26 protein-coding genes are annotated in these 26,900 nt (G+C 61.1%); 22 read left to right on the top strand and 4 right to left on the bottom strand.

Going from position 1 to position 26,900, the window contains the following annotated elements; translation table 11 throughout:
• Window positions 1-635: hypothetical protein (locus G0D83_RS31955; protein ID WP_203595645.1), on the bottom strand; the 635-nt coding region annotated here is incomplete at its 3' end.
• Between the two features lie 132 nt (window positions 636-767).
• Between G0D83_RS31955 and G0D83_RS23805 the strand changes: the two genes are divergently transcribed.
• Window positions 768-1,763: an aldo/keto reductase gene (locus tag G0D83_RS23805; protein ID WP_203595644.1), complete on the top strand. Its 996-nt coding sequence runs from the start codon at window positions 768-770 to the stop codon at window positions 1,761-1,763.
• Window positions 1,764-1,827: 64 nt separating this feature from the next.
• Here G0D83_RS23805 and G0D83_RS23800 read toward each other — a convergent pair whose 3' ends face one another.
• On the bottom strand, window positions 1,828-2,406 hold the full coding sequence (locus G0D83_RS23800; protein WP_164197075.1) for a response regulator: 579 nt from the start codon (window positions 2,404-2,406) through the stop codon (window positions 1,828-1,830).
• 197 nt (window positions 2,407-2,603) lie between these two features.
• Here G0D83_RS23800 and G0D83_RS23795 point away from each other — a divergent pair, with 197 nt between their 5' ends.
• The 4 genes from G0D83_RS23795 (at window position 2,604) to G0D83_RS23780 (ending at window position 5,261) form a co-directional block, all read left to right on the top strand.
• Entirely contained in the window at window positions 2,604-3,458 is an 855-nt protein-coding gene (locus tag G0D83_RS23795; RefSeq protein WP_164197074.1) for a PAS domain-containing protein, read from the top strand.
• Window positions 3,430-4,422, top strand: coding sequence for an IS30 family transposase (locus G0D83_RS23790; protein WP_164197073.1), 993 nt, complete (start codon window positions 3,430-3,432; stop codon window positions 4,420-4,422). Before G0D83_RS23795 ends, G0D83_RS23790 begins: the two co-directional genes overlap by 29 nt.
• A 34-nt stretch (window positions 4,423-4,456) precedes the next feature.
• Window positions 4,457-4,750, top strand: a complete 294-nt coding sequence (locus tag G0D83_RS23785; protein ID WP_164197072.1) for a sensor histidine kinase — start codon at window positions 4,457-4,459, stop codon at window positions 4,748-4,750.
• Between the two features lie 268 nt (window positions 4,751-5,018).
• Window positions 5,019-5,261, top strand: coding sequence for a hypothetical protein (locus tag G0D83_RS23780; RefSeq protein ID WP_164197071.1), 243 nt, complete (start codon window positions 5,019-5,021; stop codon window positions 5,259-5,261).
• Window positions 5,262-5,489: 228 nt separating this feature from the next.
• Here G0D83_RS23780 and G0D83_RS23775 read toward each other — a convergent pair whose 3' ends face one another.
• Entirely contained in the window at window positions 5,490-6,110 is a 621-nt protein-coding gene (locus G0D83_RS23775) for a flavodoxin family protein (RefSeq protein ID WP_164197070.1), read from the bottom strand.
• A gap of 215 nt (window positions 6,111-6,325) precedes the next feature.
• On the opposite strand from G0D83_RS23775, the gene G0D83_RS23770 reads away from it, so the two are divergent.
• From G0D83_RS23770 to G0D83_RS23745, 6 genes are all read left to right on the top strand, one after another.
• Window positions 6,326-6,538, top strand: coding sequence for a hypothetical protein (locus tag G0D83_RS23770; protein WP_164197069.1), 213 nt, complete (start codon window positions 6,326-6,328; stop codon window positions 6,536-6,538).
• A gap of 20 nt (window positions 6,539-6,558) precedes the next feature.
• A complete protein-coding gene (locus tag G0D83_RS23765; RefSeq protein ID WP_235940063.1) occupies window positions 6,559-9,711 on the top strand; it encodes a molybdopterin-dependent oxidoreductase in 3,153 nt (1,050 codons plus the stop codon).
• A gap of 3 nt (window positions 9,712-9,714) precedes the next feature.
• Window positions 9,715-10,311, top strand: a complete 597-nt coding sequence (gene fdh3B, locus G0D83_RS23760) for a formate dehydrogenase FDH3 subunit beta (RefSeq protein WP_164197068.1) — start codon at window positions 9,715-9,717, stop codon at window positions 10,309-10,311.
• Window positions 10,308-11,531, top strand: a complete 1,224-nt coding sequence (locus G0D83_RS23755; RefSeq protein WP_164197067.1) for a formate dehydrogenase subunit gamma — start codon at window positions 10,308-10,310, stop codon at window positions 11,529-11,531. Before fdh3B ends, G0D83_RS23755 begins: the two co-directional genes overlap by 4 nt.
• 1 nt (window position 11,532) lies before the next feature.
• Window positions 11,533-11,703: a hypothetical protein gene (locus G0D83_RS23750; protein WP_164197066.1), complete on the top strand. Its 171-nt coding sequence runs from the start codon at window positions 11,533-11,535 to the stop codon at window positions 11,701-11,703.
• 94 nt (window positions 11,704-11,797) lie between these two features.
• Window positions 11,798-12,043 (top strand): hypothetical protein, encoded by a 246-nt coding sequence (locus G0D83_RS23745; RefSeq protein ID WP_164197065.1) that lies wholly within the window; start codon window positions 11,798-11,800, stop codon window positions 12,041-12,043.
• Window positions 12,044-12,101: 58 nt separating this feature from the next.
• On the opposite strand, the gene G0D83_RS23740 is transcribed toward G0D83_RS23745, so the two are convergent.
• Complete coding sequence (locus tag G0D83_RS23740) at window positions 12,102-12,353, bottom strand: hypothetical protein (RefSeq protein WP_164197055.1); 252 nt, start codon at window positions 12,351-12,353, stop codon at window positions 12,102-12,104.
• Between G0D83_RS23740 and G0D83_RS23735 the strand changes: the two genes are divergently transcribed.
• From G0D83_RS23735 to ligD, 11 genes are all read left to right on the top strand, one after another.
• Entirely contained in the window at window positions 12,297-13,073 is a 777-nt protein-coding gene (locus G0D83_RS23735) for a formate/nitrite transporter family protein (RefSeq protein WP_164197064.1), read from the top strand. The genes G0D83_RS23740 and G0D83_RS23735 overlap by 57 nt on opposite strands.
• A gap of 390 nt (window positions 13,074-13,463) precedes the next feature.
• Entirely contained in the window at window positions 13,464-13,955 is a 492-nt protein-coding gene (locus G0D83_RS23730) for an MgtC/SapB family protein (RefSeq protein WP_164197063.1), read from the top strand.
• Between the two features lie 125 nt (window positions 13,956-14,080).
• Window positions 14,081-15,007 (top strand): cytochrome c oxidase subunit II, encoded by a 927-nt coding sequence (gene coxB, locus G0D83_RS23725; protein WP_164197062.1) that lies wholly within the window; start codon window positions 14,081-14,083, stop codon window positions 15,005-15,007.
• A gap of 7 nt (window positions 15,008-15,014) precedes the next feature.
• Window positions 15,015-17,570 carry a cbb3-type cytochrome c oxidase subunit I gene (locus tag G0D83_RS23720; protein ID WP_164197061.1) on the top strand — a complete coding sequence of 852 codons (2,556 nt, stop codon included), beginning with the start codon at window positions 15,015-15,017 and terminating at the stop codon, window positions 17,568-17,570.
• On the top strand, window positions 17,570-17,986 hold the full coding sequence (locus G0D83_RS23715; RefSeq protein WP_164197060.1) for a hypothetical protein: 417 nt from the start codon (window positions 17,570-17,572) through the stop codon (window positions 17,984-17,986). The genes G0D83_RS23720 and G0D83_RS23715 overlap by 1 nt, the downstream gene beginning before the upstream one ends.
• Window positions 17,980-18,558, top strand: a complete 579-nt coding sequence (locus tag G0D83_RS23710) for a cytochrome c oxidase assembly protein (protein ID WP_164197059.1) — start codon at window positions 17,980-17,982, stop codon at window positions 18,556-18,558. The genes G0D83_RS23715 and G0D83_RS23710 overlap by 7 nt, the downstream gene beginning before the upstream one ends.
• Entirely contained in the window at window positions 18,555-19,664 is a 1,110-nt protein-coding gene (locus tag G0D83_RS23705) for a c-type cytochrome (RefSeq protein WP_235940061.1), read from the top strand. The genes G0D83_RS23710 and G0D83_RS23705 overlap by 4 nt, the downstream gene beginning before the upstream one ends.
• A gap of 188 nt (window positions 19,665-19,852) precedes the next feature.
• Window positions 19,853-20,896 carry an IS5 family transposase gene (locus G0D83_RS23700; protein WP_164197076.1) on the top strand — a complete coding sequence of 348 codons (1,044 nt, stop codon included), beginning with the start codon at window positions 19,853-19,855 and terminating at the stop codon, window positions 20,894-20,896.
• Window positions 20,897-21,182: 286 nt separating this feature from the next.
• Entirely contained in the window at window positions 21,183-23,282 is a 2,100-nt protein-coding gene (locus G0D83_RS23695) for a catalase (protein WP_164197058.1), read from the top strand.
• Window positions 23,283-23,410: 128 nt separating this feature from the next.
• Window positions 23,411-24,280 carry a Ku protein gene (locus G0D83_RS23690; RefSeq protein WP_164197057.1) on the top strand — a complete coding sequence of 290 codons (870 nt, stop codon included), beginning with the start codon at window positions 23,411-23,413 and terminating at the stop codon, window positions 24,278-24,280.
• A gap of 1 nt (window position 24,281) precedes the next feature.
• Window positions 24,282-26,714: a DNA ligase D gene (gene ligD / locus G0D83_RS23685; protein ID WP_164197056.1), complete on the top strand. Its 2,433-nt coding sequence runs from the start codon at window positions 24,282-24,284 to the stop codon at window positions 26,712-26,714.
• Window positions 26,715-26,900: the final 186 nt, after the last annotated feature.

Here is a 26,900-nt window from a genome sequence, read left to right as displayed (position 1 = left end):
AAACCGGCACCGTCAAAAAACGTCACCGTCATCCACCTGCGATGTCGCTCAGCACTCAACTGCGATGTCGCGCCACACGTCATGCCTGTTTCAAGACAGCCGCAACTTTTCGAGGATCCCATGAACAACCTCAACACGACGCACCATCCTTCGTCCGCCGATCGCCTCCTGCGCTCGGGAGTACCGGACTCGCCGCCAGCCCCTCCCGGCAAGGTGCCACCCAACATCCCGCCGTCGCGGCCGGACGAGGTACCCGAACCGCCCGGCGGTCCCGAGTACGAACCGCCGGGTCCCGACGACCTGCCGCAGCCCGAGACGCCACCGGAAGAGAGCCCTGATATTCCGCCCGAGCTGCCGCCGGATCGGGTGCCCCAGCGCGAGTTATCAGTGGCGAGGGTGTTGTTGGTGCCGCCGCCGGGGGGCGGGGCGCGCCCGAGGCAGAGGCTCGTCGCTACGAAGCCGAGGGCAAATGGCATCGTCTCACCCAGCCAAATCGCCACCAGTTGGACCGGCGTGCGGGCAGCTTCTCGCATGAGTGGCTCGGCCTCGAGACAAGTCAACCAAAGGGTGAAGCATATGAACAGGGAGGCGAGCCCGATACCCGTGAGCATTTGCAGGAAAAGGTGGCGAAGCATCGCAAACCGTCCTTTCCGCGGCCCAGGCTGGAACACGCAACTGGAAGAACATCAGCCTGCGGAAAATGTTCCGGAAAGTTCCCGGTGTTGTGTTTCTCGGGACGGGAAAACTGCGGGCGGTGGGTGGCCAGCATGACCGCGCGCCCGAGTGACAAGAGCCGCGAGCATCGTCATCCGGCGTCGGGCGGCATCGACCAGCGCGCCCAGCAGATTGACCCGGCGGGCCATCACCGCTTGGATCTCAACGCCTCTGCGAAGGGCACGATGAAGCAGCCGGGCCGCGTGGAGGCGCGGGACGAGGACCGCTCTGGCACGATGACGACGATTGCGCCCTCCGCGCGGCGGGAGTTGCGCACCGGCCGGACGATGCCACTTATCGGGCTTGGAACCTGGGGCATTGGCGAGGATGTGGCGCGGGTCGTGGACGATGCGCTCCGTGCAGATTACGCGATGATAGACACCGCCCGGGACTACGGCAGCCAGCCAGGGATCGGAGATGCGCTTCGCGGCGCGGCGGCGCGCCGGGATCAGGTATATGTCGTGACCAAGATAGAGGAAGCAGACAATCCGCGGGAGGCTGTCGAGAACGACTTGAACGTCCTGCGCCTCGATCATGCCGATCTCACCCTAATCCACCGACCGCCGCCGAATGGCGTCGGCGAGCGGCTCTGGGAAGGGCTGGCTGCCATACGCGATGAGGGGTTGGTGCGTGACATCGGAGTCTCCAACTATTCTGTGGCGCAGATCGAAACGCTGATCGAGGCAACGGGCGAAGTCCCGGCAGTGAACCAGATCGAATGGAGCCCTTTCGGCCACAGCAGCGCCTTGCAGGCGCATCATCAGGCATTGGGGATCCTGATAATGGCATACTCGCCACTGACCTGCGGACAGCGCCTGGATGATCCAGTGCTGCGGGATATCGCGGCCACCAAGAACAGGTCCCCCGCGCAGGTTCTGTTGCGCTGGAATCTTCAGCGCGGCACCGTGCCGATCCCGAAATCTTCCAGTGCTGACCATGTTGTGGAGAATTTCGCGCTCTTCGATTTTTCCCTGTCCGGAGATGACATATTGCGGCTGGACGAACTGAACGAGGGTTGGTCAGCGTTGGGTGGGCTTGCCTATGATTAGGATTGCGCACTTGCAGAAGAGGAAGGTGCGGGGTTGCCCACCAGGGCCTCCCGCTCCTTGGAAATCAGAGCAGGTGGTCCCGCCCCCGAAGAAGGAATTCGTCCTCGAGCAGGTCGAAGAGCCAGGAAACAACGTCCACCGGCAGTTCATCTTCGGCGACTGCGGCGATGGCGACCTTCAGTGCCGCCTCAACCAGTCTTTCCGAGGAGGCTTGGTCGGGCATGAGCTTCCTGGCGCGCCTCAGGAGAAATGGCAGGACGGCCTCTATGGACCCTTCGGTAACAGTTTGCCGCGAACCCCACCGGTCGCAAAGATCATCGAGGATCACGTCAGTATCGCAGGGCTTCTGGAAAAATTTGTCGAAGGCGAAGCGCAGAGGGACGTCGCGAATTTCAAACGCAGTGATGAAAACAAAGGGTTGGAGCATCTGCTTGCATCGATCCGCCACTGTGAAACAAAGATCGCCCTTGAGCCTGATGTCCAGGATCGCCGCGTCCGCGCGAACAATATGCGGCATGGCCTGCGCACTCGAGGAAAAGGGGCCGACAACCTTGTCGCCTCTTTTGGAAATGGCAATCGCCATTCGTTCTGCCTGAAAATAATCGTCTTCAAGTACCAGAATATGGCGCGGCAATGCATACATCAGATCGCTCCTTCGGCCTCAAAATAGAAGTTGGTCTCACGTGCGCCGGAGACCATGGTAATCGAAGGACGAGGGACCGTCGCAGTACGACTGGTCACACTCGCAGTCTCGCACCCACATGATCGCGCCACAACTCTGAATGTCCAATCGGAAAGTATATTTTCAGCGGGCCACACTGATTTGGAAGGGGGCACAATATGAAGCGTGAAACGGAAAAGACGTACCCAGGACAGGTGTCGGCGGGTGCCACCAAACAGGTAGCAGGGGACGACCCGCGGTCCCTCGCAGCGCACATCGTCGAGACGATCCCGCTTCCGCTCATGGTTCTCGATAGCGCGCTCGGTGTGCTGGCTTGCAACCCCGCCTTCACCACGGCTTACAATCTGCAGCAGCAAGACGTTCTCGGGAAACGACTTCCCGACGTCGGAGAGGGACAGTGGGATAGCCCGGATTTTCTCGAACGGCTCCACGAAGTCCTTCCCGAGGGACAGCCACTCAGGCCTTGGGAGGCGGAGCGGGAATTCCCCGGACGCGGAATTCGGGTGCTACGGATGCAGGGACGACGTCTGGACCATCTTCAGATGATCCTGCTGATCGTCGAAGACATCACGCAAAGGCACCGTAAGCAGCGCGAACAGGCTATGCTGATACAGGAACTCGCACACCGGATGAAAAATGTGTTCGCCGCAATCGAGGGTCTTGCCGAAAAATCGTTGCTGAGATCAGATGCCGCTGACCCGCACCTGTCCTTCCTGTCACAACTGCGGGCCTATCTCCGCGTCCAGCACCGCCTGTTGACGGACAGAGGAGCGTGCGACATCCGCGATTTGGTGCAGGAGGCGCTGGAGCCGCATCTTTTCGACACCGATAGGCTCGCGCTGCATGGCGATCCAATCGCGCTTGATCAGGACACGTGCACCGTGCTTGCGCTTGTATTACACGAACTCCAGGCGAACGCCTGGCACATTCTAAACTCCGTTGCGACAATTCCCCTATCTTGCTGGAAAGTAAGGAGAACGGATGATGGCGCATACAGAGTTAGACCTTCGTGAACGGCGCAGTATCGAAGACATGCTGAACGCAAAGCTGCCAGTCAGTAGGATTGCCGCTGAACTCGGCCGTCACAGATCCAGCGTCTACCGAGAGATCAAGCGCAATGGTTTTGTCGCTGACGAGCTTCCGGAGCTGAACGGCTACTATGGTGTCGTGGCGCAAAAATCAGCGACCGCGCGTCGCGTAAGGCGACGCAAGCTCATCAGGCTTCCTGCCTTGCGCGAGGCCGTGATCGACCGGTTGAAGGAAGGTTGGTCTCCGGAGCAAGTTGCGGGGCGTCTTGCCTTTGAGGGTCACGAGACCCGCATCAGCCACGAAACCATCTATGCCTGGGTCTACGGCCCCGAGGGTCGTGCCGAAGAGTTGGCGCGACATTTGCCGAGGCGGCGCCAGAAACGCAGGCCCCGGTATGCACGGCGATCCCGCAACCAGGTCTTTCCTCCCGAACGCTCGATCCATCAGCGACCAGAATACGTTAAAGCACGGGAAACATTTGGTGATTGGGAAGGTGATCTGATGATCTTCGAGCGCGCACAAGGCTCGATGAACGTCGCAACGCTGGTCGAGAGAAAGACCCGCTTCGCGGTCTTGTTCCGCAACAACGATCGCAGTTGCAAGCACTTCATGAACAGCTTGATGAACGTGATGACCCCGCTGCCCCAGGCTGCGCGCAAGTCGATCACCTTCGACCGCGGCTTCGAGTTTCGCGACTGGAGAAAGCTCGAGGCCGGCATCGGGACAACCGCTTGGTTTTGCGATCCGCAGGCGCCTTGGCAAAAAGGCTCGGTGGAGAACCTAAACGGACGCGCCCGCCGGGTGCTACCCCGCGACACCCCAATCGCTTCGCTTTCGAGACCCCAGATGAAGCAGATCAGTGAGAGATTGAATGCGACACCGCGAAAATGCCTCGGCTGGAGAACCCCGGCAGAAGCCTTCAGAGAGGAAATGGCGAAACTGAGATAGCGGAGCCTGTCGCAACGATCCTTGAGCTCTCACCTTGAAGTTTGGGGCGCTCTCGGCGGATGACGGCACCGTGGAGGTAAGCTGGCGACGGGACCATGATGAGCGGGTCTGCCTGTGCTGGAGAGAGCGGGCGGGTCCGGCGCCGGAGGTGCCTGTCGTCGACGGTTTCGGCATCAGCTTTGTCCGCGATTATGTTGCCTACCAGCTCGATGGCGAGGCAACTTTCGATTTTCTGGCAGAAGGGCTGCGCTTCCAGTTGAGGTTTCATCAGATTCCGCGATCTGAAAGTCAGGAAACGCAGGCAGAAGAAAGAACCTCGGGCGTGTGAAGACCGCTTGGTGATCCGTTTGCGAGTGCTGCGGAACGTTGGTGGCCTGCGGGCCTGACCCCGCGGTTTCGAAGGCCGCGCCCCAGACGTGTCGGCCCAACAATTTCCATGTCCCAGCGCTCCGGGGCGGCACCAAGGGCGCAGGCTCTCATCATCTTCTGGCCCTTTCCGGAAAGCGGATACACGGTCTGTTCTGACCCGGAACAATTTCAGGGTTGGCCTGTTTCCTTGCTCACCCGGATCTGACCGGGGAATGCGAGGAAACGACATGTCCAAAGGGCAGGGCCGTCAGGGCCAAGAAGAGAAGCCGAGCTCAAAGGCCCAGAGCAAGGCCCACGCCGAGCAGGACGCCGAGGCGGCACCTCACTGGTGGTTGGCGGCTCAAACTCCTGACTTGGAAGGGCTCGAGCGGCGGCGCAGACGCATCGAAAGCTATATCGGACGGAAGCTCGAAGACCATGAATGCCGCCCGGTCTGGTGGCCACATCGGAAGTCAACGGACAAAGGATGATCCGGTGAGGGCCGAAATACGACTTGATCCAATACGTGATCAGGGTCGGGCATAGCCAATGCAGCCTGCGGTACGCAGGACCAGACGCAGACGGATTAGAGGTTGACCAAGGCGATTAGAGAAGCGCCGGGGCACTACTCTCGAGGTAGGTTAGGAATCTCGTACTGGCGTGGAAGCCGCGTTTGCTCGCGGAGGTCATGAGGCGTGACAATTCCCCCGCGAAGGCGCTCAGGCAACGCCCGTGAAGTTAGAGTTCCTGAAATATCGAGCCAGATTTTGCGCGTTACTTGCGGCAAGCTTCAGAGACTGTGCGATTTTCTCCGGCGGGGCCGGATGATCTGCATAGTCGACGGATCCCATCGCCTCTCCGACCCAGTAGCATCCGGCATTGCCCGGTATGGTGAATCCCACATCGATCAGCGCTTGGAACAGCGCCGCATGGCAGGCATGAGCGCCATCCTCGTTGCCGACGACACAGGCGAGGCCCACCTTTCCGAGCGCTGGCATGCGACCAAGCTCGTCGGCCTCGCCAAGGAAGGCATCCATTCGCTCGAGCACCCTCTTTGCAATACTCGAAGGTTGCCCGAGCCAAACCGGCGTACCTAACACGAAGATATCTGCGGACAAAAGCCTATCCCGCAACCATGGCCAGTCATCATCTGGGCCCTCGTCCGAGCTCACACCCGGCATGATGTTGAAATCCGCTGCATGTGCACTGTCGCAGCTGACCCCCAGATCGCGAAGCTCTTTGAAAAGGTCTTCAACCATACGGTCCGTCGAGCCGGGTTTTCCCTCTCCCGAGCGGCGGAGCGAGCAGGTGATCGCAAAGGCGCTCACATTTTCGGACATTTGACTGCCTTTCTGTTTCGGTGGGCACATGGGCTTTCAAGCCCGGGATCGCGAGAGCGGCCGCGATGGTCACGGTGAGATGAACCGCGGCAGAGCCGCGATGTTCCAGCAGCGCTTTGGTCAACACCATCACGGCCAGGAAATTCCGCGCTTATCAGGAACATTCCCCGCCCAAGCCTGTTCTTGTGGGCTCGATGTGAGATGGGAGACGCGTCATGACGCAGCGACGGGAAGACTCCGTCGACGGCCGGGCAGGAGACTGGAAGGTGAGCCGCCGCGCATTCCTCGGCGGCAGCGTGATACTGGCTGCGGCCCCTCAGCCTGGAGAGACGGCAGAGCCGACGCAGCAACGTCCCGCAACCAAGCGCGACGTCGTCTTCGGGGAGACCGATCACATCCGCACCTATTACGCGCTGGCGCGCATGTAGCACGGTCGAGGGAGAGGCATATGCTCCGCAGAAAAACAATAGGCGGCAGGAGGGAATTGCGAGACGCGTTCGCCCCGATGGCGTCGGCACCAAGGGGGACCTCCGGTCTGGATCGACGGACCTTTCTCAGGAACTCGGGTCTCACGGGGATTGGCCTGACCGGATTTGCCGGGGCGGCCGGGACAGTAAAGGCGCAGACCGCTCCGCCTGCTAGCGCGGACTACAGCTACCACAAGACAGTCTGCCCGTTCTGTTCAGTGGGCTGCTCGATCTGGGCAGAAGTGTCAAACGGGGTATGGATCGGTCAGGAACCTGCCTTCGAAAGTCCGATCAACCAAGGCACCCATTGTGCCAAGGGTGCATCGACGCGAGAGATCGCGATCGGTGACCGGCGCACCAAGTATCCGCTGAAGAAGGTTGCCGGAGAGTGGACGCGGATCAGTTGGGACCAGGCGATCGAGGAGATCGGCGGGAAGCTTCTGGACATCCGCAAGAACTACGGTCCCGACAGCGTCGAATGGCTCGGCTCAGCCAAGTTTTCTAATGAGGCCGCTTACCTTTTCCGCAAATTCGCCGCATTTTGGGGCACCAACAATGTGGATCATCAGGCGCGGATCTGCCACTCCACCACTGTGGCGGGGGTGGCGAACACCTACGGGTATGGCGCCATGACCAACACGTACAACGATATCCGCAATTCGAAATCGATCATCATCATCGGTGGTAACCCCGCCGAGGCGCATCCGGTTTCCATGCTCCATGTATTGGGCGGAAAGGAGAACGGCGCGCCGCTGATCGTCGTCGATCCCCGTTTCACACGCACCGCCGCGCACGCGGACGAGTACGTGCGGATCCGGCCAGGGGCGGATGTGGGGTTCCTGTGGGGGCTGGCGCGGATCATCCTCAGCAACGGCTGGGAAGACCGTGAATTTCTCGAGACCCGGGTTTTCGGCATGGATCGCGTCCTAGAGGAGATCATGACCTGGACCCCGGACGAGGTCGAAAAAGTCTCCGGCATCCCACCTGAACAGCTGGAAAAGGTAGCGCGCATTCTCGCCGAGAACCGGCCCGGAACGCTGATCTGGTGCATGGGCCTGACGCAGTCGACGATCGGCAACAACAAGACCCGAGCGGCCTCGATCCTGCAGTTGATCCTTGGCAATATCGGAAAGTCGGGTGGCGGAGCGAATATCTTCCGTGGACATGACAACGTGCAGGGCGCGACCGATCTAGGAGTTCTTGCCGATACGCTGCCGGCCTACTACGGCCTGACCGAGGGGGCTTGGCGTCACTGGGCACGGGTGTGGGATGTGCAGTATGACTGGCTGCGTGGGCGCTTCGCCTCGAAGGAGATGATGGAAGCACCAGGCATTCCCGTGAGTCGGTGGGCAGATGGCATTCTCGACACCGAGGGTGTCGACCAGCCCGCACCGCTCAAGGCCGTGTTTTTCTGGGGCCACGCCTCAAACAGCCAGACTCGCGGCCCCGACCGCAAGGCGGCTCTCGAGGCCGCAGAGCTTTGCGTTGTGGTCGATCCCTTTCCCACACAAACGGCTATCGAAAACGAGCGAACGGACGGAATCTACCTCCTTCCCTCCGGCACCACGATGGAAATGGCGGGGTCAGTGACGAACTCCAACCGATCCATCCAGTGGCGCGAGAAAGTCATAGACCCGATGTTTGAGGCCCGAAGCGACTACGAAATCATGTATCTGCTGGCGGGGGCCCTGGGCTTTGCGGACGAGTTGTTCAAGCACGTTGCAGTCGAGAATGGCGCGCCGTCGCCAGAGGACCTGCTGCGCGAAGTGAACCGGGGCACCTGGACGATCGGCTACACCGGCCAGAGCCCCGAGCGCCTGAAACAGCACATGGCCCAGCAGGCCCGGTTCGATGGCCTGACGCTGAAGGGAATGTCGGGCAATGTCGAAGGAGATTATTACTGTCTACCTTGGCCGTCGTGGGGCCGGCCCCAATTGGCGCACCCCGGCACTCCCTTGCTCTATGACCAGTCGAAGCCCGTGGCCGAGGGCGGTTTGCCCTTCCGCGCCCGCTGGGGCGTCGAACACGAGGGTGCCAACCTTCTGGCGGAAAACAGTTTCCCCGTCGGCTCCGACATCGAGGATGGCTACCCGGAAGTCACCGTCAACATGTTGGAGGCGCTTGGTTGGGCGCACGAATTGAGCGATCGCGAGAAGCTGATGATCGTTGCTGTCGCGACGGACCGGTTTCGTCACGAGATGTTCGGCATGACCGAGGAAGAGGCTGCCACCGCTATGCAGGCGCTGGAAGACGCCGTGCGCTCGTCTTCAAGCGAGGGGGAGGGTACGAGCATAGAGGAATCCTGGCAGGACGGGACTGAGCGGCAGAACGGCGAGGGTGGTGAGCGGGGCAACTTGCGTACGCGCTTCCCAAGCTACCCAGACAACGCGGTCACGGCCATCGAAGCCTATCTTGCAGCCAACCCGCAAGACGAGGCGCCGGATGATCAGCCGTTGGCTGAGAAGATCGCCCGCGTGAACTGGAAGACCGACCTCTCCGGTGGGCTCCAGCGGGTTTCTATCGAACACGGCCTCGCACCGTTTGGCAACGGCAAGGCCCGGGCGATCGTGTGGAATTTCCCGGATCAGGTGCCGTTGCACCGCGAACCGCTTTACACGCCGCGCCGCGATCTGCTTCCGAAGTATCAGACCTTCGAGGACCGCAAAGTGTGGCGATTGCCATCGCTTTATCGCTCGATCCAAGAGCACGACTACGCAAAAGACTTTCCCCTTGCGCTCACCTCAGGGCGCCTCGTCGAGTTCGAAGGGGGCGGCGACGAGACCAGGTCGAACAAGTGGCTCGCGGAGTTTCAGCAGCAGATGTTCGCCGAGATCAATCCCGCGGACGCCGCGGCGGCGGGTATCGGTGACGGCGAACCTGTCTGGGTCGCAACGCCCGAGGGCCGCATACGCGTGCAGTCGATGGTGACTTCTCGTGTCGGGCCGGGGACGGTCTTCGTGCCGTTCCATTTCGCGGGCATGTGGATGGGCGAGGATATCTCCGAGCGCTACCCCGAAGGGGCGCGCCCCTATGTGATCGGCGAAGCCTCCAACACCGTGCAGACCTACGGATACGACGTCGTCACCCAGATGCAGGAGACGAAGGCGACACTTTGCAGGATAGAGAAAGGTTGAAGCATGGCACGCGCGAAATTCCTCTGTGACACCGATCGCTGCATCGAATGTAACGCCTGCGCAACCGCCTGCAAAAACGAGCACGACGTGCCGTGGGGCATGGTTCGGCGGCGCGTTGTGACGATCAATGATGGCCTACCCGGCGAAAAGTCCATCGCGGTGTCCTGCATGCATTGCACCGACGCGCCCTGCGTCGCTGTCTGCCCGGTCTCGACCCTTTATCAGACCGATATCGGCGTCGTCCTTCACGACAAGGATACCTGTATAGGTTGCGGGTACTGCTTCTACGCCTGTCCCTTCGGCGCACCGCAATTTCCCAAGGAGACTCTGTTCGGTACCCGCGGCAAGATGGACAAGTGCACCTATTGCGCGGGCGGGCCGGAAGAGAATGGCTCGGAGGCGGAATACGCGAAATATGGACGCAACCGGATCGCGGAGGGCAAGCTGCCTCTTTGTGCTGAGGTCTGCTCGACGCGGGCCCTGCTCGCAGGCGACGGCGACGAGATCGGCGAGATCTTCCGCCAACGGGTCATCCACCGCGGCTTCGGGGCAGGTGCCTGGGGATGGAAGACCGCCTATTATCCAGGAGAGGAGTCATGAACCCGGAACGTCAGTCCGACGGACGGCCGCGCGTGCGCGGAAGCGATTTCACCGCCTACCGTGTCGGGGGTGCGATCGCCGCCGTGCTCTTGCTGGTTGTCCTTGTGGCGCAGACCTGGGAGGTGTTCGACAGTGATGCCCGGACCGTGCCCGAGGTGGGTTGGACGGCGACCGCCGAGAGCGGCGCGGGTATCTTGGCAAGCCAGGTCCTGCGGCGACGCACGCTGCTACAGGCGCAGCGCGATCGGTCGGGCCCTTCGCCAGAAGGTGCGCAGCAGGGCTTTAAGATCGATGACGGGATCTTGCTAATCGGCAGGCCGATCGATGAGCCGACCGGAATGCTAACGGAGACATGGTTGCGCCCCACCGGCGATACCGTCAGCCTTCTCGGCGCGCCCCGAGAGATTGTCGGGTCGACTTCGTTGCCCTACCTCAACGCGGCCCTCTTCGAACGACCCGCAGGCCGGGACTGGCGCCACGGGATCGCCGATATAGCCACCCATCTCGGTGCTTACCTGATCCTCGGCTTCGCATTCGTTCTGGCGCTCATCCTTGCAATCCGCGGGCGCGTACCTATCGCCGAGGGGATCTCGGGGCGGTCCGTCAAACGCTTCGGCTTTATAGAGCGGGCTAACCACTGGATGACATCCATCTCGTTTCTTATGCTAGCTCTCACCGGAATCATCCTCGCCTATGGACGTACTCTGATACTGCCCTTTGGCGACGAAATCCTCGGCGATGCCGGGTGGTTCGCGACCTGGGGGCACGCGATTTTCTTCCCGTCGTTCGCTCTCGGAATTCTGGTGATGGTCCTCCTCTGGGCCTGGCGCAACGTGCCCACGCGGCTCGATTTCGAATGGCTGCGTAGGGGTGGTGGCTTCTTCTCCGACAGTTCCGACAACCCGCCCGCCCGCAAGTTCAACGCCGGGCAGAAGCTGGTCTACTGGTCTGCGGTGCTGGGCGGTCTGCTGATGGTCGGCACGGGTGTTCTGCTTCTCTTTCCGTTCTGGTTCCTAGATGTTGACGCCATGAGTTGGGTGATGCTGAGCCATGCAATCGTGGCGCTGTTCATGATCGCGATCTTCATCGGCCACATCTATATCGGCACAGTTGGTATGCAGGGTGCATTCTGGGCGATGTGGTCCGGCAAGGTGGACCGCAACTGGGCAAAAGAACACCATGAGCTCTGGTTGAAGGAAATCGAGAAAGGAGGAAGTTAGAATGGCGTCTTTTCTCATTGGCATTTGCGCCGCAGGAATCATCGCCGGCATCACCTTTGTCGGTTACGCCAAATACGACATCAGCTCGGGTCGTCCCGAGGAGCGACCTGCCGTAAAGCTAGACGCACCGACTACATTTTCGACAACGGCGCAGAAAAATATTCGGAACTGATTGTACTCCGGAACAACTTTGAAGGGTTGGCAGTAGTTGGCTCCCTCCCTTTTTTCGGCATTCCTACTTTCACGCTCACTGAATGGAGAACAAGATGGATCGTCTCGCGCTTTACCTGACTATGATGAGTTGGACCGTGATTAGTGGCGCGTTTATCATTGTATTGCTTAGCTTTGGAGTTTTTAGCTTTTGGTGGATCGTCGGCGCTGCGGGTGTTGCGCTCCTTTTGGCTTGGCCAGTCTCCTTTCTGATTTCACGCCGAATAAAAGCACGTGACAAAAGTTGGAAAGTAGAAAAGGAGCCGAGCGTTATACCCAAACCGGGCCGGCCAGAGTTATGACAGTGCCGGATTTATGATTTAGACGGTGCTTTCATCAATGTCTCCTTTTTGACGGGTTTCAGTATAAATTAAGCGCCAAACTTTTGGTTCCGCAGTTTTCGCCACCAGCGGACTGAAGATAGGCAACTCGGCGCACGATTGGATGACGCATTTTTGAGGGAGGGCTGTAGAAATCGGTCGAAAACCACAAAATGAGGATCACGACGGCGCCCTCACGAACCGCGAACAGAGCGCTGTCGCGGATCAGGAGCCAATGCGGGCGGTCGCAATTTTTGAAGCCGTCCGACGCGAGGGCGGGAACGAACTGCATCGACCGTTAGAAGCGCTCGCCATGTCGGGATTTGTCGCGGGGCTGGCTCTCGGTTTCTCTATTCTGGTCCGTGCGACAATCGAGACACATTTGCCTCCTGAGCCTTGGCGGCCACTCATATCGTGTCTCGGTTATACTTTTGGCTTTCTTCTTGTTGTTCTCGGCCAACTGCAGCTGTTTACGGAAAACACGATCAAGGCAGTCTGTCCGGTCCTCGATGAGCCTTCACCTCCAGTTTGGTTGAAACTTCTGCGTCTTTGGAGCGTGGTCCTAATAACGAATATCGCCGGCGCAATGACTTTTGGCGGCATATTGTGGCTGACTCGGGATCTTCAACCAGAAGTCTGGAAGCAGTCTCTGGAAATATCGCGCCATGCTTTGAACTTTGGATTCCTGGAAACCTTGCTACGTGGCGTTGGCGCCGGGTGGCTCATGGCAGCGCTGGTTTGGATGCGACCGACCTCCGGCACCTCACAGCCCCTGCTCGTGATCCTAGTGACTTATGTGATTTCGATTGCTGACTTCACGCATGTCGTGGCGGGATCGACCGAAGCTGCAGTTTTAGTATTCGGAGGGGAGCGATCCTTCTTTACGGCGGGGATCAAGTACTTGATACCGGCCGCTCTTGGAAACTTTTTGGGTGGAACTTGCGCGTTCACCCTCTTGGTCTGGATTCAAATCCGCAACGAGCTACTTAGGAGTAAAGCGCAGGAAAGATAGACGAAGTTATACTGCTTGAGAGAGGGTTGTATTTATTCTGGAAATTTTCAATTCTGCAATGTAAATATATGTGCAAATCGAAGTTAAATTTCCTTTCATTCTTGAAATTTTGGCAAGGGGGCGCCATGGGATGGCCGCCATGAATGTTCCGGTTGCCACGCTTTGATCATTATGGGTCAACTTCGGGAGAGGAGGCCATGAAATGTTTCCTCTCAATTCGCAATCAATCTACTCGAGAGGAGGCTAGGAATTTACAAGGTTATGGCAGGTTAAATATGAGCATATACACTTGGAAATATACCCGGCCATATTTTCCTGGCTGGTCGCTGGCACTGGTCCGGGAATGAGAAGCGTCCAAGAAAAAACAGGCCTATGTTAAAAGGTTAGCAAATGCTAAATGAAATTGCAGCAGAGTTTCGAAACACGTTCTCCATAATACCTGCAGCTGCGGCATTTTCCCGACTGGTTGCTGCAATTTTTTTGGCCGGCCTGATAGGGTTAGAAAGGGAGCGGCGCGAGAAGCCTGCGGGCTTAAGAACCCACATACTTGTCTCCGTTGCGGCTTGCCTCTTTGTCATTCTGGGTCTCGAGCTCGCTGCCATGGACTTTGGCGGCTCATCAGAGCAACGCAACGATCCTTTACGCATGATCGAAGCTGTCACCGCCGGCGTCGCCTTCCTGGCGGCGGGCCTGATCTTCACCTCGGGTGGGAAGGTCAGGAACGTTACAACTGGGGCATCGTTGTGGCTGGCTGGAGCGGTCGGCTTAGGGTGTGGTGCCGGTCAAATGCCGCTGGCGGCAATGACGACCGTTATTGTGATCATCGTTCTGGTTTCCCTCAGGTATGTCGAGAAGAAGATGGGATGGAGCGAGGAAGCTTGAGACTGTTCTGGCGACCCCTTCCTGCCACGTGGATTTGCTACGGCGTAAGCGTATTCGCATTCCGAACACTTCAGGATTTGCTGCTGTACGTTAAGAGATCCTCTATCCTCTTCTCCCTTGTTTTGATGCTTGCGGGCTGCTCGGGACGCCACAATTGGCTCACCGGCGCTGGCGAGGAGGCCCGTTCGGTCGAGACGCTGTTCTGGGTCTTGCTGGCAGGCGCGGCAGTGATCTGGACGCTGGTGATCGGCGCCGCGACCTACGCCCACCGCGCCGAGGCCAAACCCGAGCGCGAGCAGGAGGCCCGCCGGTTCATCATCTGGGGCGGCGTCGCGCTGCCGGTGCTGGTGGTTGGCGGGTTGTTGGTCTGGGGCCTGCTGATCCTCAAGGACATCACTGCCGATGACGGCGCGCTGACTGTGCAGGTCGATGGCGAGCGCTGGTGGTGGCGGGTGATCTATGACACCCCCGAAGGCCCGGTGACCACCGCCAACGAGATCCGCCTGCCGCTCGGCGAGCGGGCCCTGTTCCGCCTTACCGCCGACGACGTGATCCATTCGTTCTGGGTGCCTGCGCTGGGGGGTAAGATGGACATGATCCCCGGACGCGAGACGACGCTGGCGCTGACCCCGCGCGAACTGGGCAACTGGGGCGGGCTCTGCGCCGAGTTCTGCGGCGGTGCCCATGCGCTGATGCGCTTTGATGCCGTTGTCATGGAGCCCGAGGCGTTTGACGCGTGGCTGGCGCATGAGGCGCAGCCGGCGCAGGTGGCCGAAGGCGATCCCGGCTATGCGGTGTTCGAAGAGGAAGGCTGCGGCGCGTGCCACACCATCCGCGGCACCGATGCACAGGGGCCGGTCGGACCAGACCTGACGCATCTGGCTGCGCGCGACAAGCTGGGGGCGGGCATCTACGAGATGACGCCGGACAATATGGCGCGCTGGATCACCGACACCCACGAGATGAAACCCGAGATCGACATGCCCGCCTATCCGGGCCTGCAAGGCGAGCGGCGCGACGCGCTCGTGACCTTCCTGATGAGTTTGGACTGAGCCGCGCATGACCCAAGAGATCGACCTCTCCAAGCTGCCCCCGGCCGAGCCCTACGACAAGGCGCGCGACGAGGCGCAGCGCGCCCGGCTGATGAAGGTCTGGGAGACCCCGACCGGCTGGCGGCGCATCTCGGCGGTGAACAACTCATCGGTGGGCAAATGGTACCTGCTGACCTCTTTCGCCTTTTTCACCTTCGCCGGGTTTCTTGCGTTGCTGATCCGCGCGCAGCTGGCGGTGCCGAACAACGATCTGCTGTCGCAGAGCCTCTACAACCAGCTGTTCACCCTGCACGGCACGGCGATGATGTTCCTCTTTGCGGTGCCGATCTTCGAGGCGGTGGCGATCCTGATCCTGCCCGCGATCCTCGGGGCGCGCGACCTGCCGTTCCCGCGGCTTTCCGCCTTCGGGTACTGGTGCTTCCTGATCGGCGGGGTGTTTGTCTGCGGCTCGGTGTTCTTCGGCGTGGCGCCGCAGGGCGGGTGGTTCATGTACACGCCGCTGTCGTCCAACACAGACTACAGCGGGCTGGGGGCCGACATCTGGCTGCTCGGGCTGTCGTTCATCGAGGTGTCGTCGATCGCTGCCGCGGTCGAGTTGATCGTCGGCGTGCTGAAGTCGCGCCCGCCGGGCATGCGGTTAAACCTCATCCCGCTCTATTGCTGGTACGTGCTGGTGGTGGCGGGGATGATCCTCTTTGCCTTCCCGCCGCTGATCGCCGGCGATCTGCTGCTGGAAATGGAGCGCGCCTTCGACTGGGCCTTCTTCGATCCCGACCGGGGCGGCGATCCGCTGCTCTGGCAGCACCTCTTCTGGATCTTCGGCCATCCCGAGGTCTACATCGTCTTTCTGCCCTCGATCGCGCTCATCGCGACCATCCTACCGACCTTCGCAGGGAGGCCCATGCTCGGCCATTCGTGGATCGTGCTCTCGGCGGTGGGTGTCGCCTTCCTGAGCTTCGGGCTTTGGGTCCATCATATGTTCACCACTGGCCTGCCTGAGATCTCGCTCTCGTTCTTCTCGGCGGCTTCCGAGGCGGTGGCGCTGCCCACTGGCATCCAGATCTTCTGCTTCATCGCGACCATGCTGGTCAGCAAGGTGCGCCGCTCGGTGCCGATGCTCTTTGCCGGCGGTGCGCTGGCCATCTTCGTCTTCGGCGGGCTCACGGGGGTGATGGTGGCGCTGGTGCCTTTCGACTGGCAGGCGCATGACACCCACTTCGTCGTGGCGCACCTGCATTACACGCTGATCGGCGGCATGCTCTTCCCGCTCTTTGCCGGGGTGCACTACTGGTACCCGTTCGTCACGCAAAAGAAGATGTCCGACCGGCTGGGGCGCTGGAGCTTCTGGCTGATGTTCGGCGGCTTCAACCTTGCCTTCCTGCCGATGCACTGGACCGGGGTGATGGGCATGCCGCGGCGGGTCTGGACCTATGACGTCACCGATGGCTGGGCGGTGCTCAACATGGTCTCGACCGTGGGCGCTTTCGTCTTCGCGGCGGGCTTCGTGGTGCTGGCGGTCAACGTGCTCTGGCCGCGCGGCAAGGCGCCGCTGGTCGAGCGCAACCTGTGGAACGCGGGCACGATGGAGTGGGGCGCCGAGGTGCCGGACAAGCCGTGGGGCGTGCGCTCGATCCCTTATATCCACACCCGCTACCCGCTTTGGGAGCAGAAGGGCCTGCTGGACGAGATCGACCGCGGCGAGTGGTTCCTGCCCGACGCCAAGGAGGGCAAGCGCGAGCTGATCATCACCGATATCCTCGACGCCCGTCCGCTTTATGTTCAGCGCGTTGGCGGGCCGAGCTATCTGACCCTTGGCGCGGCGGGCTGTCTTGGCGCGGTGTTCATCCTTGCCACATTCCATCTCTGGGCGTTGACGCTGATCTTTGGCGCCGGATTTGTCGGCTTCACCCTGTGGTGGCTGTGGACCGGCACGTCGCAGATCCCGGAGGTCCCCGAAAAGGCTGCGGGGCGCGGGCTGGTGCTGCCGACCTATGCGCAAGGCAACAACTCGCCCGGCTGGTGGGCGGTGTTCATCACCATGACCGGCGACATGACCGCCTTCATGGGGCTGGTGTTCAGCTACTTCTTTTATTGGACCGCGCTGCCGGACTTCCTGCCGAGCGCGGTGAACCTGCCGGGCTTTGGCTGGCTGCTGGTCGGCCTCGCGCTGTTGCTGGCGGGCTGGGGGACGGCGCTGCTGGCGCGGACGCGGCTGGCGGGCGGCAGCACCGGGCAGGCGATGGGCCTGCTGGTCGCGGGCGTGCCGCTTGGGGCGCTGGGGCTGGGCGCATGGGGCTGGGCGGCATGGAGCGCCGGGCTGGACCCCACCGAGACCTCCTTTGATGCCACTGTCTGGATCCTGATCCTGTGGATCGGGGTGCACCTGCTGCTTGACGCGGTGATGCGCCTCTACGTGGCGGCGCGGATCTGGTGCGGTCATTGCACGCCGCGCTATCACGCCGACAGCGCCAACCTGACGCTCTTCACCCATTTCGTCGCGCTGACCGCTGTGGTGATCTTTGCGCTGCTGGCGCTGTTCCCGATGCTCATGGGGGTGGCGTGATGGCCCGGTCCCGCGACAATAAGAAGATCGTCCCGCCCGGCGAGGCGCCGCGCGTCATCGATCAGGGCTCGGTGTGGATCCTTGTCGCCGCGCCCTCGATCTGGGCGGCGCATTTCCTGCTGAGCTACTGGGTCGCGGCGATCTGGTGCGCCAAGCTGGGGCGCGGCACACCGCTGACCGAACCACGCTGGATCATTGCCGGGCTGGGCGCGCTTTGCATCGCCGCGATCATCGGGCTGGCGGTGCTGGCGGTGCGCCGCTACGGCGGCGTCTTCGTGATCTTCGAGGAAATCACTGAAAGCTCGGAACGGGCGCGGGACCGTTTCGTCGGCCACGTGGCGCTGCTGCTGTGCGTGCTTTCGGCGGTGGCCATCCTCTTCACGGTGATCCCCGGCATGGTGCTGGGCCAATGCTGAGCCCGCGCCGCCTCCTCGCGCTGGCGCTGCTGGCGGGCCTTTGGATCGGCCCGCTGCCAGATCTGGCGACCGGCTCGATGGTGCTGCATATGGTGCTCCACCTTGGCGTGACCGCCGTGGTTCCGGCGCTCTGGGCCCCGAACCTGCGGCTGCCGTCGGGCGCGATGGCGCTGGCGCTTGGTGCGGTGGCCGAGATGTTGGTGGTCTGGCTCTGGCACCTGCCGGGCATGCACCTTTGGGCGCGTCTGACCGCGATGGGCCTTGTGCTGGAGCAGGCGAGCTTTCTGCTGGCGGGGCTGATGCTCTGGGGGGCGGTGCGCGCGGCGGGCGGCTTTGGCGGCGCGGTGGTGCTGCTGGCGACGACCATGCATATGACCTTGCTGGGCGCGCTGATCGGCCTCGCGCCGCGCACGCTCTACGGGGATATCTGCGCCGGGCACCTTGGTCTTTCGGCGCTGCAAGAGCAGCAGGTGGCGGGCGCGCTGATGGCCGGGGCTGGGGGCGCGATCTACCTCGTCGCGGCGCTGCGCAGACTGGGGCAGGCACTCGAACTGAAGGAGGCGCAGGCATGAGGCTGAAGCGCTGGATTATCGGCGGTGTTGCGGCACTGGCCGTGGGCGGGGCCGGGTTCTTCTGGTTTGCACCCTATAATATCGCGGCCTCGGTGCCGCATCTGCCGGGGGTTGGCGAGACCTTGCACCAGTATCTGCGCAACGCGGTGCGGGTGCGAGCGAACCGGGTGGAGGTGCCTCAGCACGTCGATCTCGATGATCCGGCGCTGGTCCGCCTCGGCGCGGGTCATTTCGCCACCGGCTGCCAGACCTGCCACGGCGCGCCGGGCATTGCGCGCAACCCGGTGGTGCAGGGCATGCGTCCCGAACCTCCGATGCTGACCTCCGAGGACTTCGAGCCTGCGGAGTTCTGGTGGATCGCCCGCCACGGCTTCAAGTACACCGGCATGCCGAGCTGGCCGGGCGAGGGCCGCGACGACGAACCCTGGGCGCTGGCGGCCTTCCTCTCACGCTACGACAGCTTCGACCGCGCCGCTTACGAGGACGCCGCCTTCGGCCGTACCGAGGGATATCAGAGCGACGGCGTGCGCTTCGGCGGCCTGTCCGGGGCCATCCCGCAGGAGCTGGCCTGCGCGCGTTGCCATGGCGAGGACGGTCTGGGCCGCGATGGCACAGCGCCGAAGCTGGCCGGCCAGTCGGAAGAATGGCTGACGCTGGTGCTTGAGGCCTATGCCGAGGGGCACCGGGAGAGCGGCTTCATGGAACCTCTCGCCATGCCCCTGAGCGCCGAGACGCGGGCAGGCATCGCCGAACGCTACGCCGGTATGAGCGGCGCGTGGCAGGGACGGGCGCTGGACTTCGGTAATGCCGAGCGCGGCCGTGAGCTGGCGCAGCGGGGCGACGAGCACGAGGACATCGCGAGCTGCGCCTCCTGCCACGAGGGCGGCGGCGACGGTCTGTCGCCCAAGCGCGCGGACACGCCGCGCATCGCCGGGCAGGACGGTCACTGGCTGGTCACCTGGCTGCGTCTCTACCGCGACGGGCCGGTGCCCGAGACGCCGCGCGCGCCACTCATGCAGGCGGCGGCACGCAACCTCACGGATCAGGACATCAACGATCTCGCGGCCTATTACGCGTCGCTCGGTCCGGCCAGGGCAAAGAAGTAGGCTACGCAATTGCTGAGTATGCGGCGTCCGCGTCCCAAATGCGGTTTCACGAAGCGTAGCTCCACCCCTTTTTCAAATTCCCACTGATTTGGAGCTATTGCCGCCACGTATAAGGGCACCTCTAAGAATTGCCGCTGCGCCGCGAACTGGGTATAACGTGTGAGGCGTTCGGCGGTTGGGGCATGACGATGGCGCAGATGGGTTTCTTTGATCTTTCAGAGCGCTACGCAAGCCTTGACGCCAAGAAGGATCCTTTGGTCGAACTCGATGCTGTCGTGCCTTGGGAGGACTTCCGTCCGGCACTGGAGCAGGTGTGGCGCAAGCCGGAGGCGGAGCGGAAGTCGCGCGCCGGACGCCGGCCCATGGACGCCGTGCTGATGTTCAAGACGCTGGTGCTGGCGGCGCTCTACAACCTTTCCGACGACCAGATCGAGTACCAGGTCCGCGACCGGCTGTCCTTCATGCGGTTTCTCGACCTGGGGCTGGAGGGCCGGGTGCCTGACGCCAAGACCGTCTGGCTCTACCGCGAGGCGCTCGTGCAGGCCGGCATGGTGGAAGCGCTGTTCCGCCAGTTCGACGGGCATCTCGCGCGACAGGGCTACATCGCGCGGGGCGGGCAGATCCTGGATGCGTCCATCGTGCGGGTGCCGGTCAGCCGCAACACGCGCGACGAGAACGCGGCTATCAAGCAGGGCGAGTCTCCAGAAGACTGGGCGGACAAGCCCGCCAAGCGGTCGCAAAAAGACACGGATGCGCGCTGGACGAAGAAGCATGGCAAGAGTCACTTCGGCTACAAGAACCACGTCAACGTGGACCGCAAGCACAAGCTGATCCGGCGGTATCACGTCAGCGACGCCGCCCTCCACGACAGCAAGGCGGTGGATCAACTGCTGATGCAGGGCAATACCGCCGCCGGGGTCTGGGCCGATGCCGCCTACCGCTCCGAAGAGATGGAAAGGAAGCTGCTGGCCCGGGGCCTGAAGAGCCACATCCACCGCAAGGGTCGGCGCGGAAAGCCGCTTGGTGCCCAGGCCAAGGGCAGCAACCGGACGAAATCCACCGTGCGGTCCAGGGTCGAACATGTCTTCGGCGCGCAATCCAATGACATGGGCGGCACGTTGGTGTGCACGATCGGCCTGCTGCGCGCCAAGGCAAAGATCGGGATGAAGAACCTCGTCTACAACATGCGCCGCCTCGGCCAACTCCGCCGCCTGAACCCGAACCCCGCTTGATCCAGGGCAGCGAAAGGGGTCGCGCGCGCTGCCTCGCGGCAAGAGCCGCAGCAGAACAACCCAGCCTCTCGGAATAGCGGGACAGAGGATGGTGGTCACAGGGCCGCTTCAAGCCGCCGATCCCCTCCGCGGCGACTTCAGTAAAAAATCGAGGTGCCCATAAGACAATCTCGGGAACCCCTGGAGACGCTGCTTGTTAAGACGGAGTGCAACGCCAGTGTGGCTCCCGATGCTGCTGCAAGCGCATGGCGTGTACCAACTTTCCGTATCAGACGAGGAATGCTCCATGTCAGACGATCGCAAGCTCTACGAAGCTACTGCTGATACTCAGAAGTCCGCCGAGAACGAGGCGCCGCCTGCTGAGGTGGGCAACGGCGGTGAGCTGCATCAATCCATTCCGGAGGCACCGCGGATGACCACCGCGCAGGGAACGCCGATTTCTGATGACCAGAACACGCTGCGCGGCGGGGAGCGGGGGCCCACACTCATGGAAGACTTCCACTTCCGTGAGAAGATATTCCACTTCGATCATGAGCGGATCCCTGAGCGCGTGGTGCATGCGCGCGGCTATGGAGCTCACGGATTTTTCGAATGCACTGATTCCATCCCTGAACTCACGCTGGCAAGCCCCTTCCAGGAAAGCGGCAAGAAGACCCCGGTATTCGTCCGCTTTTCCACGGTCGCCGGGAACAAAGGTTCATTCGACGTGGCACGAGATGTACGCGGCTTTGCAGTGAAAATGTATACCGACGAAGGAAACTGGGACCTGGTTGGCAACAACATCCCCGTGTTCTTCATCCAGGACCCGATTAAATTCCCTGACCTTATCCACTCTGTGAAGGCCGAACCTGATCGTGGCTTCCCTCAGGCCCAATCCGCGCACGACAATTTTTGGGACTTCATCTCGCTGATGCCCGAGTCGATGCATATGATCATGTGGGTGATGTCCGACCGAGCCATTCCGCGCTCTTTCCGTTTTATGGAAGGCTTCGGGGTTCACACCTTCCGCTTTGTAAACGCGGCCGGTGAGAGCCATTTCGTCAAATTCCACTGGAAGCCCAAGCTTGGACTGCAATCGGTGGTCTGGGATGAAGCTGTCAAAATCAACGGTGCAGACCCCGATTTCCACCGTCGTGATCTTTGGGACGCGATCCAGAATGGAGACTTCCCGGAGTGGGAACTGGGGGTCCAGATCTTCGATGAGGAGTTCGCCGACCGTTTTGATTTCGACGTGCTTGATGCTACCAAGCTGATCCCGGAGGAAGACTGTCCGATCCGCATCGTCGGCCGGATGGTACTCGACCGAACGGTCGACAACTTCTTTGCTGAAACCGAGCAGGTGGCTTTCTGCACGCAGAACATCGTGCCCGGGATCGATTTCACCAATGATCCTCTCCTGCAGGGCCGCAACTTCAGTTATCTCGACACCCAGACGAAACGTCTTGGTGGACCCAATTTCACCCACATTCCCATCAATGCGCCTCGGTGTCCGATGCACCACTTCCAGCAGGATGGGCACATGGCGATGCACAATCCCTCGGGCCGAGCAAACTATGAGCCGAACAGCTGGGCGAAGGGTGGGCCGCGCGCCGATGTCAAAGGCGGATTCACCAGTTACCCCGAAGATCTTGAGGGCACGAAGCGGCGGCTCCGTCCCGAGAGCTTTGCCGACCATTACAGCCAGGCACGGCAATTCTACATAAGCCAAACGCCGGTGGAGCAGGATCACATCGCGAATGGGCTCACCTTCGAACTCTCGAAATGCGTCGTGGAGGACATTCGCCTGCGCATCCTGGCCCATCTCCGGGTGATCAATGAGGATCTTGCTGGGAAGGTAGCGGACGGTCTCGGGCACGATCTGCCAGAGCCTGCAAAGCCGGCCCGCGAGCCCGTTGATCTCAAGGCGTCGGACAAGCTGTCGATACTCAAGAACGGGCCTGACAGCTTCAAAGGGCGGAAGTTGGGAATCTTGGTGAGTGACGGCATGGACCGAGCGATCTACGATGCGCTTGTTGATGCGGTCGAGGCCGAAGGCGGCATGGTCGAGGTCATAGCTCCGAAAGTGGGGGGCGTGAAAACTTCCGAGGGAGATATGCTGCCGGCGAACCAAAAGATCGATGGCGGGCCCTCAGTACTCTACGATGCTGTCGCCATCGTGGTCAGCGATGAGGGCGCACGAGAACTCGCCGAGATGCTGCCGGGAAAGCAGTTCGTCGCAGATGCTTATGGCCACTGCAAGTTCATCGCCCTCACGCCTCAAGCTGCTCCACTTTTCGAGGCGGCAGGCGTCCACTCCGAAGCGGAGGGCGTGATGACGCTGAAGAAGCCCGCAGCTGCCGCCGACTTCCTCGAGGCGTGCCATGCTGTTCGCGTTTGGGACCGTTAATGCTGAGTGAACTGCCCCGCACTCAGCAAGGCTGCGGGGCTTCTCTTATCCTTCGCGGGTGAACGACGAAAGGGTAGAACCAATTCGGACCTTTCCGCGTTGATGGATGTCATCAGAAGGAGCGACCCATGGCTTCGCGCGCAGTCTGGAAAGGACAACTTCGGCTTTCGCTGGTTTCAATACCCGTGGAAATTCATTCGGCAACAAAGTCGGGTGCTCGTGTGAGCTTCCGGCAAATCCATGGCCCCAGCGGCAAGCCGGTTCGATACGAAAAGACTGTGGCCGGTATCGGTCCTGTCAAGAAAGAAGACATTCTGAAAGGCTTTGAGTACGGAGACGACGAGTATCTCCTGCTGCAGCCGGAGGAAATCGACGCCATCAAGCTCGAAACCAAGAAAACCTTGGAACTTGTGCAGTTCGTCGGCGCCACTGAGATCCCGCCGCTGTACTTCGACAAGCCCTATTACGTTGTGCCCACAGATGATCTGGCCGAAGATGCGTATCGGGTTGTTCGGGATGCCCTACGGCAGTCCGAAAAGATAGGGCTCGGGCAACTCACGATGCGGGGCAAGGAGCACCTTTGTGCCTTGAAGCCCTGTGGCGACGGGCTGTTGCTCGAGACCCTACATTATGCAGATGAAATTCGGGAGGCCGATCCACTCTTCTCCGGTATTGAAGACGATCCAGCCGACAAGGAACTCCTCTCGGTCGCCATGGAGCTCATCGACCGAAAAACTGACGCTTTCAATGCCGCCGCATTCGAAGACCGCTATGACGCTGGTTTGCGTGACCTGATCGAGCGCAAGCGGCGCAGCAAGTCGACACCCCGCGCAAAGACTGGGGGCGACCGGCCGGGCGGTTCGGATGAGGGCAACGTCATCGATCTGATGTCGGCTCTCAAGCAAAGTCTGGACCGCGACAAGTCTGGCTCGCGCACAAAGTCTTCGAACAAACGCACCCCGTCCAAACGCGGATCAAGTTCAAAGAAGTCGGCCTGAGATGGGAGGGCTCGAGCGGTATCTGGAGCGCCGAGACTTCAGCAACACACCAGAACCCTCGCTGGGTGACCATTCTCCCGCGCTCGCCCTGCGCTACAGTATCCAGAAACATGCCGCCACCCGGACCCATTTCGACCTGAGGCTTGAGCATGAGGGCGTTCTTCTCAGCTGGGCCGTGACTCGAGGACCCTCTCTGCAGCCAAGTGATAAGCGTCTGGCTGTACGCACGGAAGACCATCCGATCTCTTATCTCGATTTCGAGGGAACTATTCCGCCAGGAAACTATGGCGCCGGAACCGTGATGCTATGGGACATAGGACATTGGGAGCCCCTCGCTCCGATCTCTGCGGGGCTCAGGAAAGGGCATCTGAAATTCCGTCTGCATGGCGTCCGGCTATCAGGAGCATGGCATCTGCTGCGTATGAAGACGCGGGATAAGCGAGAGAACTGGCTTCTCACGAAGGACGAAGACGAGGCTGCGGGCCGCCGGGATCCGGTGGCGCGGTATCGGCGTAGTGTATCCAGCCGTCGAACTTTGGCAGGAATCTCACGTGAAGTGGAGCCGCCTTCTTCGCATGGCGGGACGCGCCCGAGCTTCCGCAAGCCGCAGCTGGCCACTCTGTGTGATGAGTTTCCACAGGGAAGCGCTTGGTGGCACGAGCTCAAGTTCGATGGGTACCGCGGCTTGGTCATGCTTGGGAAGGGCGGAACCAAGATCTACACGCGCTCCGGGAACGACTGGACGGGGCGGTTCGAGAGCCTGCTCGCTGCATTCGACGACGTGAACTGTGACAGCGCGCTGATTGATGGAGAGATCGTGGCTGGCGCGGGCCTGCAGGGGTTCTCATCATTGCAAAAGGCTCTGAAATTCGGCGGCCCGTACCGCTTCTTTGCATTTGACCTGCTTGAGCTGGATGGCCGGAGTCTGACGGAGCAGACGCTCGCGGATCGGCGCTCTGCACTTGAAGGCGTCTGGCGAAATCTGCCCCCGCTCGGTCTGGCGCAGCTCTCGCCTATTATCGAGAGGGAACCCGCGCGCATTTTCAGAGATATTTGCTCAGCGGGAGGCGAAGGGCTGATTTCGAAGCTCAAGCATGCTCCCTATCGCGGAACGCGAACGCAGGCTTGGCTCAAGATGAAATGCGAGCGACGGGATGAGTTCGTCGTCATTGGGTGGCAGGAGAGCAATAAGCGTGGGCGGCCTTTCTCGTCGCTTCTTCTTGGAACCGCGGAGGAGGGCGGACTCCGCTATGTCGGTAAGGTCGGGACCGGGTTCGATAATGACGAAATGGAGGCACTGATGGTCGCGATGCGGCCGCTCGCTCGCAAGACACCCGCAGCAGAAGTTAATGGCAGCGAAACCAAGGGAGCCCAATGGATAACGCCTCGTCTGGTCGCCGAAGTGCAATATGCCGAGCGGACCCCGAACGGGCTACTTCGGCACTCGCGATACATTGGCTTGAGAGAAGACAAACCCGCCCGGGAAGTCCTGCTCGACAATGATCACCCGAGCGTGGCTGGCGAGGTCAACGTGGTAGGGGTACGCGTCAGCAGCGCCGGACGAATGGTTTACCCTGAAGCGCAGGTGACAAAGGGCGAGGTGGCTGAATACTACGCTGCGATTTCGGAGCGCATTCTTCCTTTCGCGGCCAATCGCCCTCTCTCGCTCCTCCGTATGCCCGAGGGTCTCAAGGGTGAGCGCTTTTTTCAGAAACATACGGGCAAGGGATTCCCAAAACAAATCAAGTCGATGCTAGTTGAAGAGGCCCCGGGCCGAGACACGCGCTACATGTATGTCTCCAATACTGCAGGCTTGGTTGCCGCTGTGCAGATGGGCACGCTTGAATTCCATATCTGGGGTAGCCGACGCGATAGGTTGGAGCGCCCAGATCGCATGGTGTTCGATCTCGACCCGGACGAGGCACTGGACTTCAGCGCTGTGACCTCGGCAGCCCTTGATATCCGCGGTAGGTTAGAGGACCTCGGCCTCCCGTCGTGGCCGCTTCTCTCGGGCGGTAAAGGCGTACATGTAATAGTCCCTCTTCGTCGGGTGGCTGCTTGGGATACCGCGAAATTGTATTCGCGCGTGTTCGCGACGATGCTTGCTGAGCGAGAGCCCAAAAGGTTCGTTGCAAGCATGTCGAAGTCCCGTCGGGCGGGTAAGATTTTCATTGATTGGCTGCGCAATGAGCGCGGCGCAACCGCCATAACCCCTTTTTCGCTGCGGGCACGTCCAGAGGCGCCGGTCGCCGTGCCAGTGCGGTGGGACGACCTCGCCAGCTACCGCCAAGCGCAGTCCTTCGACGCGCGCCGCGTTCTTAGAGGAGATATCCCTGATGTTCGATATCCGGATGCGGTCTCCCTGACGAAAGATCGAATAGCTGCTCTTGAGCGAGCACTGCTCGCGACCAAGCCAGCCGGAGCAACCTCGTAGTGCGTCCCGCGCCGTCGCTTCCCCGCTCGCTGTCTAGGTACTCCGAGACGATAGTGCCCCGCGTCGTGGTGTAGGAAGCCGCGAGCGTCGCTGATCGCGAGGCTGGCGTTCATCGTCGATCTTCGGAGTAGGTTTGGGTTGCGACACCTGAAACCTGAGACGGAGATGACGATGACCGACGACAGA

The organism is Salipiger sp. PrR003 (assembly GCF_010500785.1).
Taxonomy (GTDB): domain Bacteria; phylum Pseudomonadota; class Alphaproteobacteria; order Rhodobacterales; family Rhodobacteraceae; genus Salipiger; species Salipiger pacificus_A.
Note: the sequence above shows the minus strand (reverse complement) of the source record. Positions and strands in the feature narration are given on the sequence as shown.

Bases quoted from the DNA above. Each gene is read 5' to 3' on its own strand.
- coxB (WP_164197062.1), top strand. From the start codon at position 14,081: ATGCTTGCGGGCTGCTCGGGACGCCACAATTGGCTCACCGGCGCTGGC.
- G0D83_RS23700 (WP_164197076.1), top strand. From the start codon at position 19,853: ATGGCGCAGATGGGTTTCTTTGATCTTTCAGAGCGCTACGCAAGCCTT.
- G0D83_RS23735 (WP_164197064.1), top strand. From the start codon at position 12,297: ATGCGGGCGGTCGCAATTTTTGAAGCCGTCCGACGCGAGGGCGGGAAC.
- G0D83_RS23775 (WP_164197070.1), bottom strand. From the start codon at position 6,110: ATGTCCGAAAATGTGAGCGCCTTTGCGATCACCTGCTCGCTCCGCCGC.
- G0D83_RS23750 (WP_164197066.1), top strand. From the start codon at position 11,533: ATGGCGTCTTTTCTCATTGGCATTTGCGCCGCAGGAATCATCGCCGGC.
- G0D83_RS23730 (WP_164197063.1), top strand. From the start codon at position 13,464: ATGCTAAATGAAATTGCAGCAGAGTTTCGAAACACGTTCTCCATAATA.
- ligD (WP_164197056.1), top strand. From the start codon at position 24,282: ATGGGAGGGCTCGAGCGGTATCTGGAGCGCCGAGACTTCAGCAACACA.
- G0D83_RS23690 (WP_164197057.1), top strand. From the start codon at position 23,411: ATGGCTTCGCGCGCAGTCTGGAAAGGACAACTTCGGCTTTCGCTGGTT.
- G0D83_RS23780 (WP_164197071.1), top strand. From the start codon at position 5,019: ATGTCCAAAGGGCAGGGCCGTCAGGGCCAAGAAGAGAAGCCGAGCTCA.
- G0D83_RS23720 (WP_164197061.1), top strand. From the start codon at position 15,015: ATGACCCAAGAGATCGACCTCTCCAAGCTGCCCCCGGCCGAGCCCTAC.
- G0D83_RS23805 (WP_203595644.1), top strand. From the start codon at position 768: ATGACCGCGCGCCCGAGTGACAAGAGCCGCGAGCATCGTCATCCGGCG.
- G0D83_RS23770 (WP_164197069.1), top strand. From the start codon at position 6,326: ATGACGCAGCGACGGGAAGACTCCGTCGACGGCCGGGCAGGAGACTGG.
- G0D83_RS23705 (WP_235940061.1), top strand. From the start codon at position 18,555: ATGAGGCTGAAGCGCTGGATTATCGGCGGTGTTGCGGCACTGGCCGTG.
- G0D83_RS23715 (WP_164197060.1), top strand. From the start codon at position 17,570: ATGGCCCGGTCCCGCGACAATAAGAAGATCGTCCCGCCCGGCGAGGCG.
- G0D83_RS23800 (WP_164197075.1), bottom strand. From the start codon at position 2,406: ATGTATGCATTGCCGCGCCATATTCTGGTACTTGAAGACGATTATTTT.
- G0D83_RS23695 (WP_164197058.1), top strand. From the start codon at position 21,183: ATGTCAGACGATCGCAAGCTCTACGAAGCTACTGCTGATACTCAGAAG.
- G0D83_RS23740 (WP_164197055.1), bottom strand. From the start codon at position 12,353: ATGCAGTTCGTTCCCGCCCTCGCGTCGGACGGCTTCAAAAATTGCGAC.
- G0D83_RS23795 (WP_164197074.1), top strand. From the start codon at position 2,604: ATGAAGCGTGAAACGGAAAAGACGTACCCAGGACAGGTGTCGGCGGGT.
- G0D83_RS23790 (WP_164197073.1), top strand. From the start codon at position 3,430: ATGGCGCATACAGAGTTAGACCTTCGTGAACGGCGCAGTATCGAAGAC.
- G0D83_RS23765 (WP_235940063.1), top strand. From the start codon at position 6,559: ATGCTCCGCAGAAAAACAATAGGCGGCAGGAGGGAATTGCGAGACGCG.
- fdh3B (WP_164197068.1), top strand. From the start codon at position 9,715: ATGGCACGCGCGAAATTCCTCTGTGACACCGATCGCTGCATCGAATGT.
- G0D83_RS23710 (WP_164197059.1), top strand. From the start codon at position 17,980: ATGCTGAGCCCGCGCCGCCTCCTCGCGCTGGCGCTGCTGGCGGGCCTT.
- G0D83_RS23755 (WP_164197067.1), top strand. From the start codon at position 10,308: ATGAACCCGGAACGTCAGTCCGACGGACGGCCGCGCGTGCGCGGAAGC.
- G0D83_RS23745 (WP_164197065.1), top strand. From the start codon at position 11,798: ATGGATCGTCTCGCGCTTTACCTGACTATGATGAGTTGGACCGTGATT.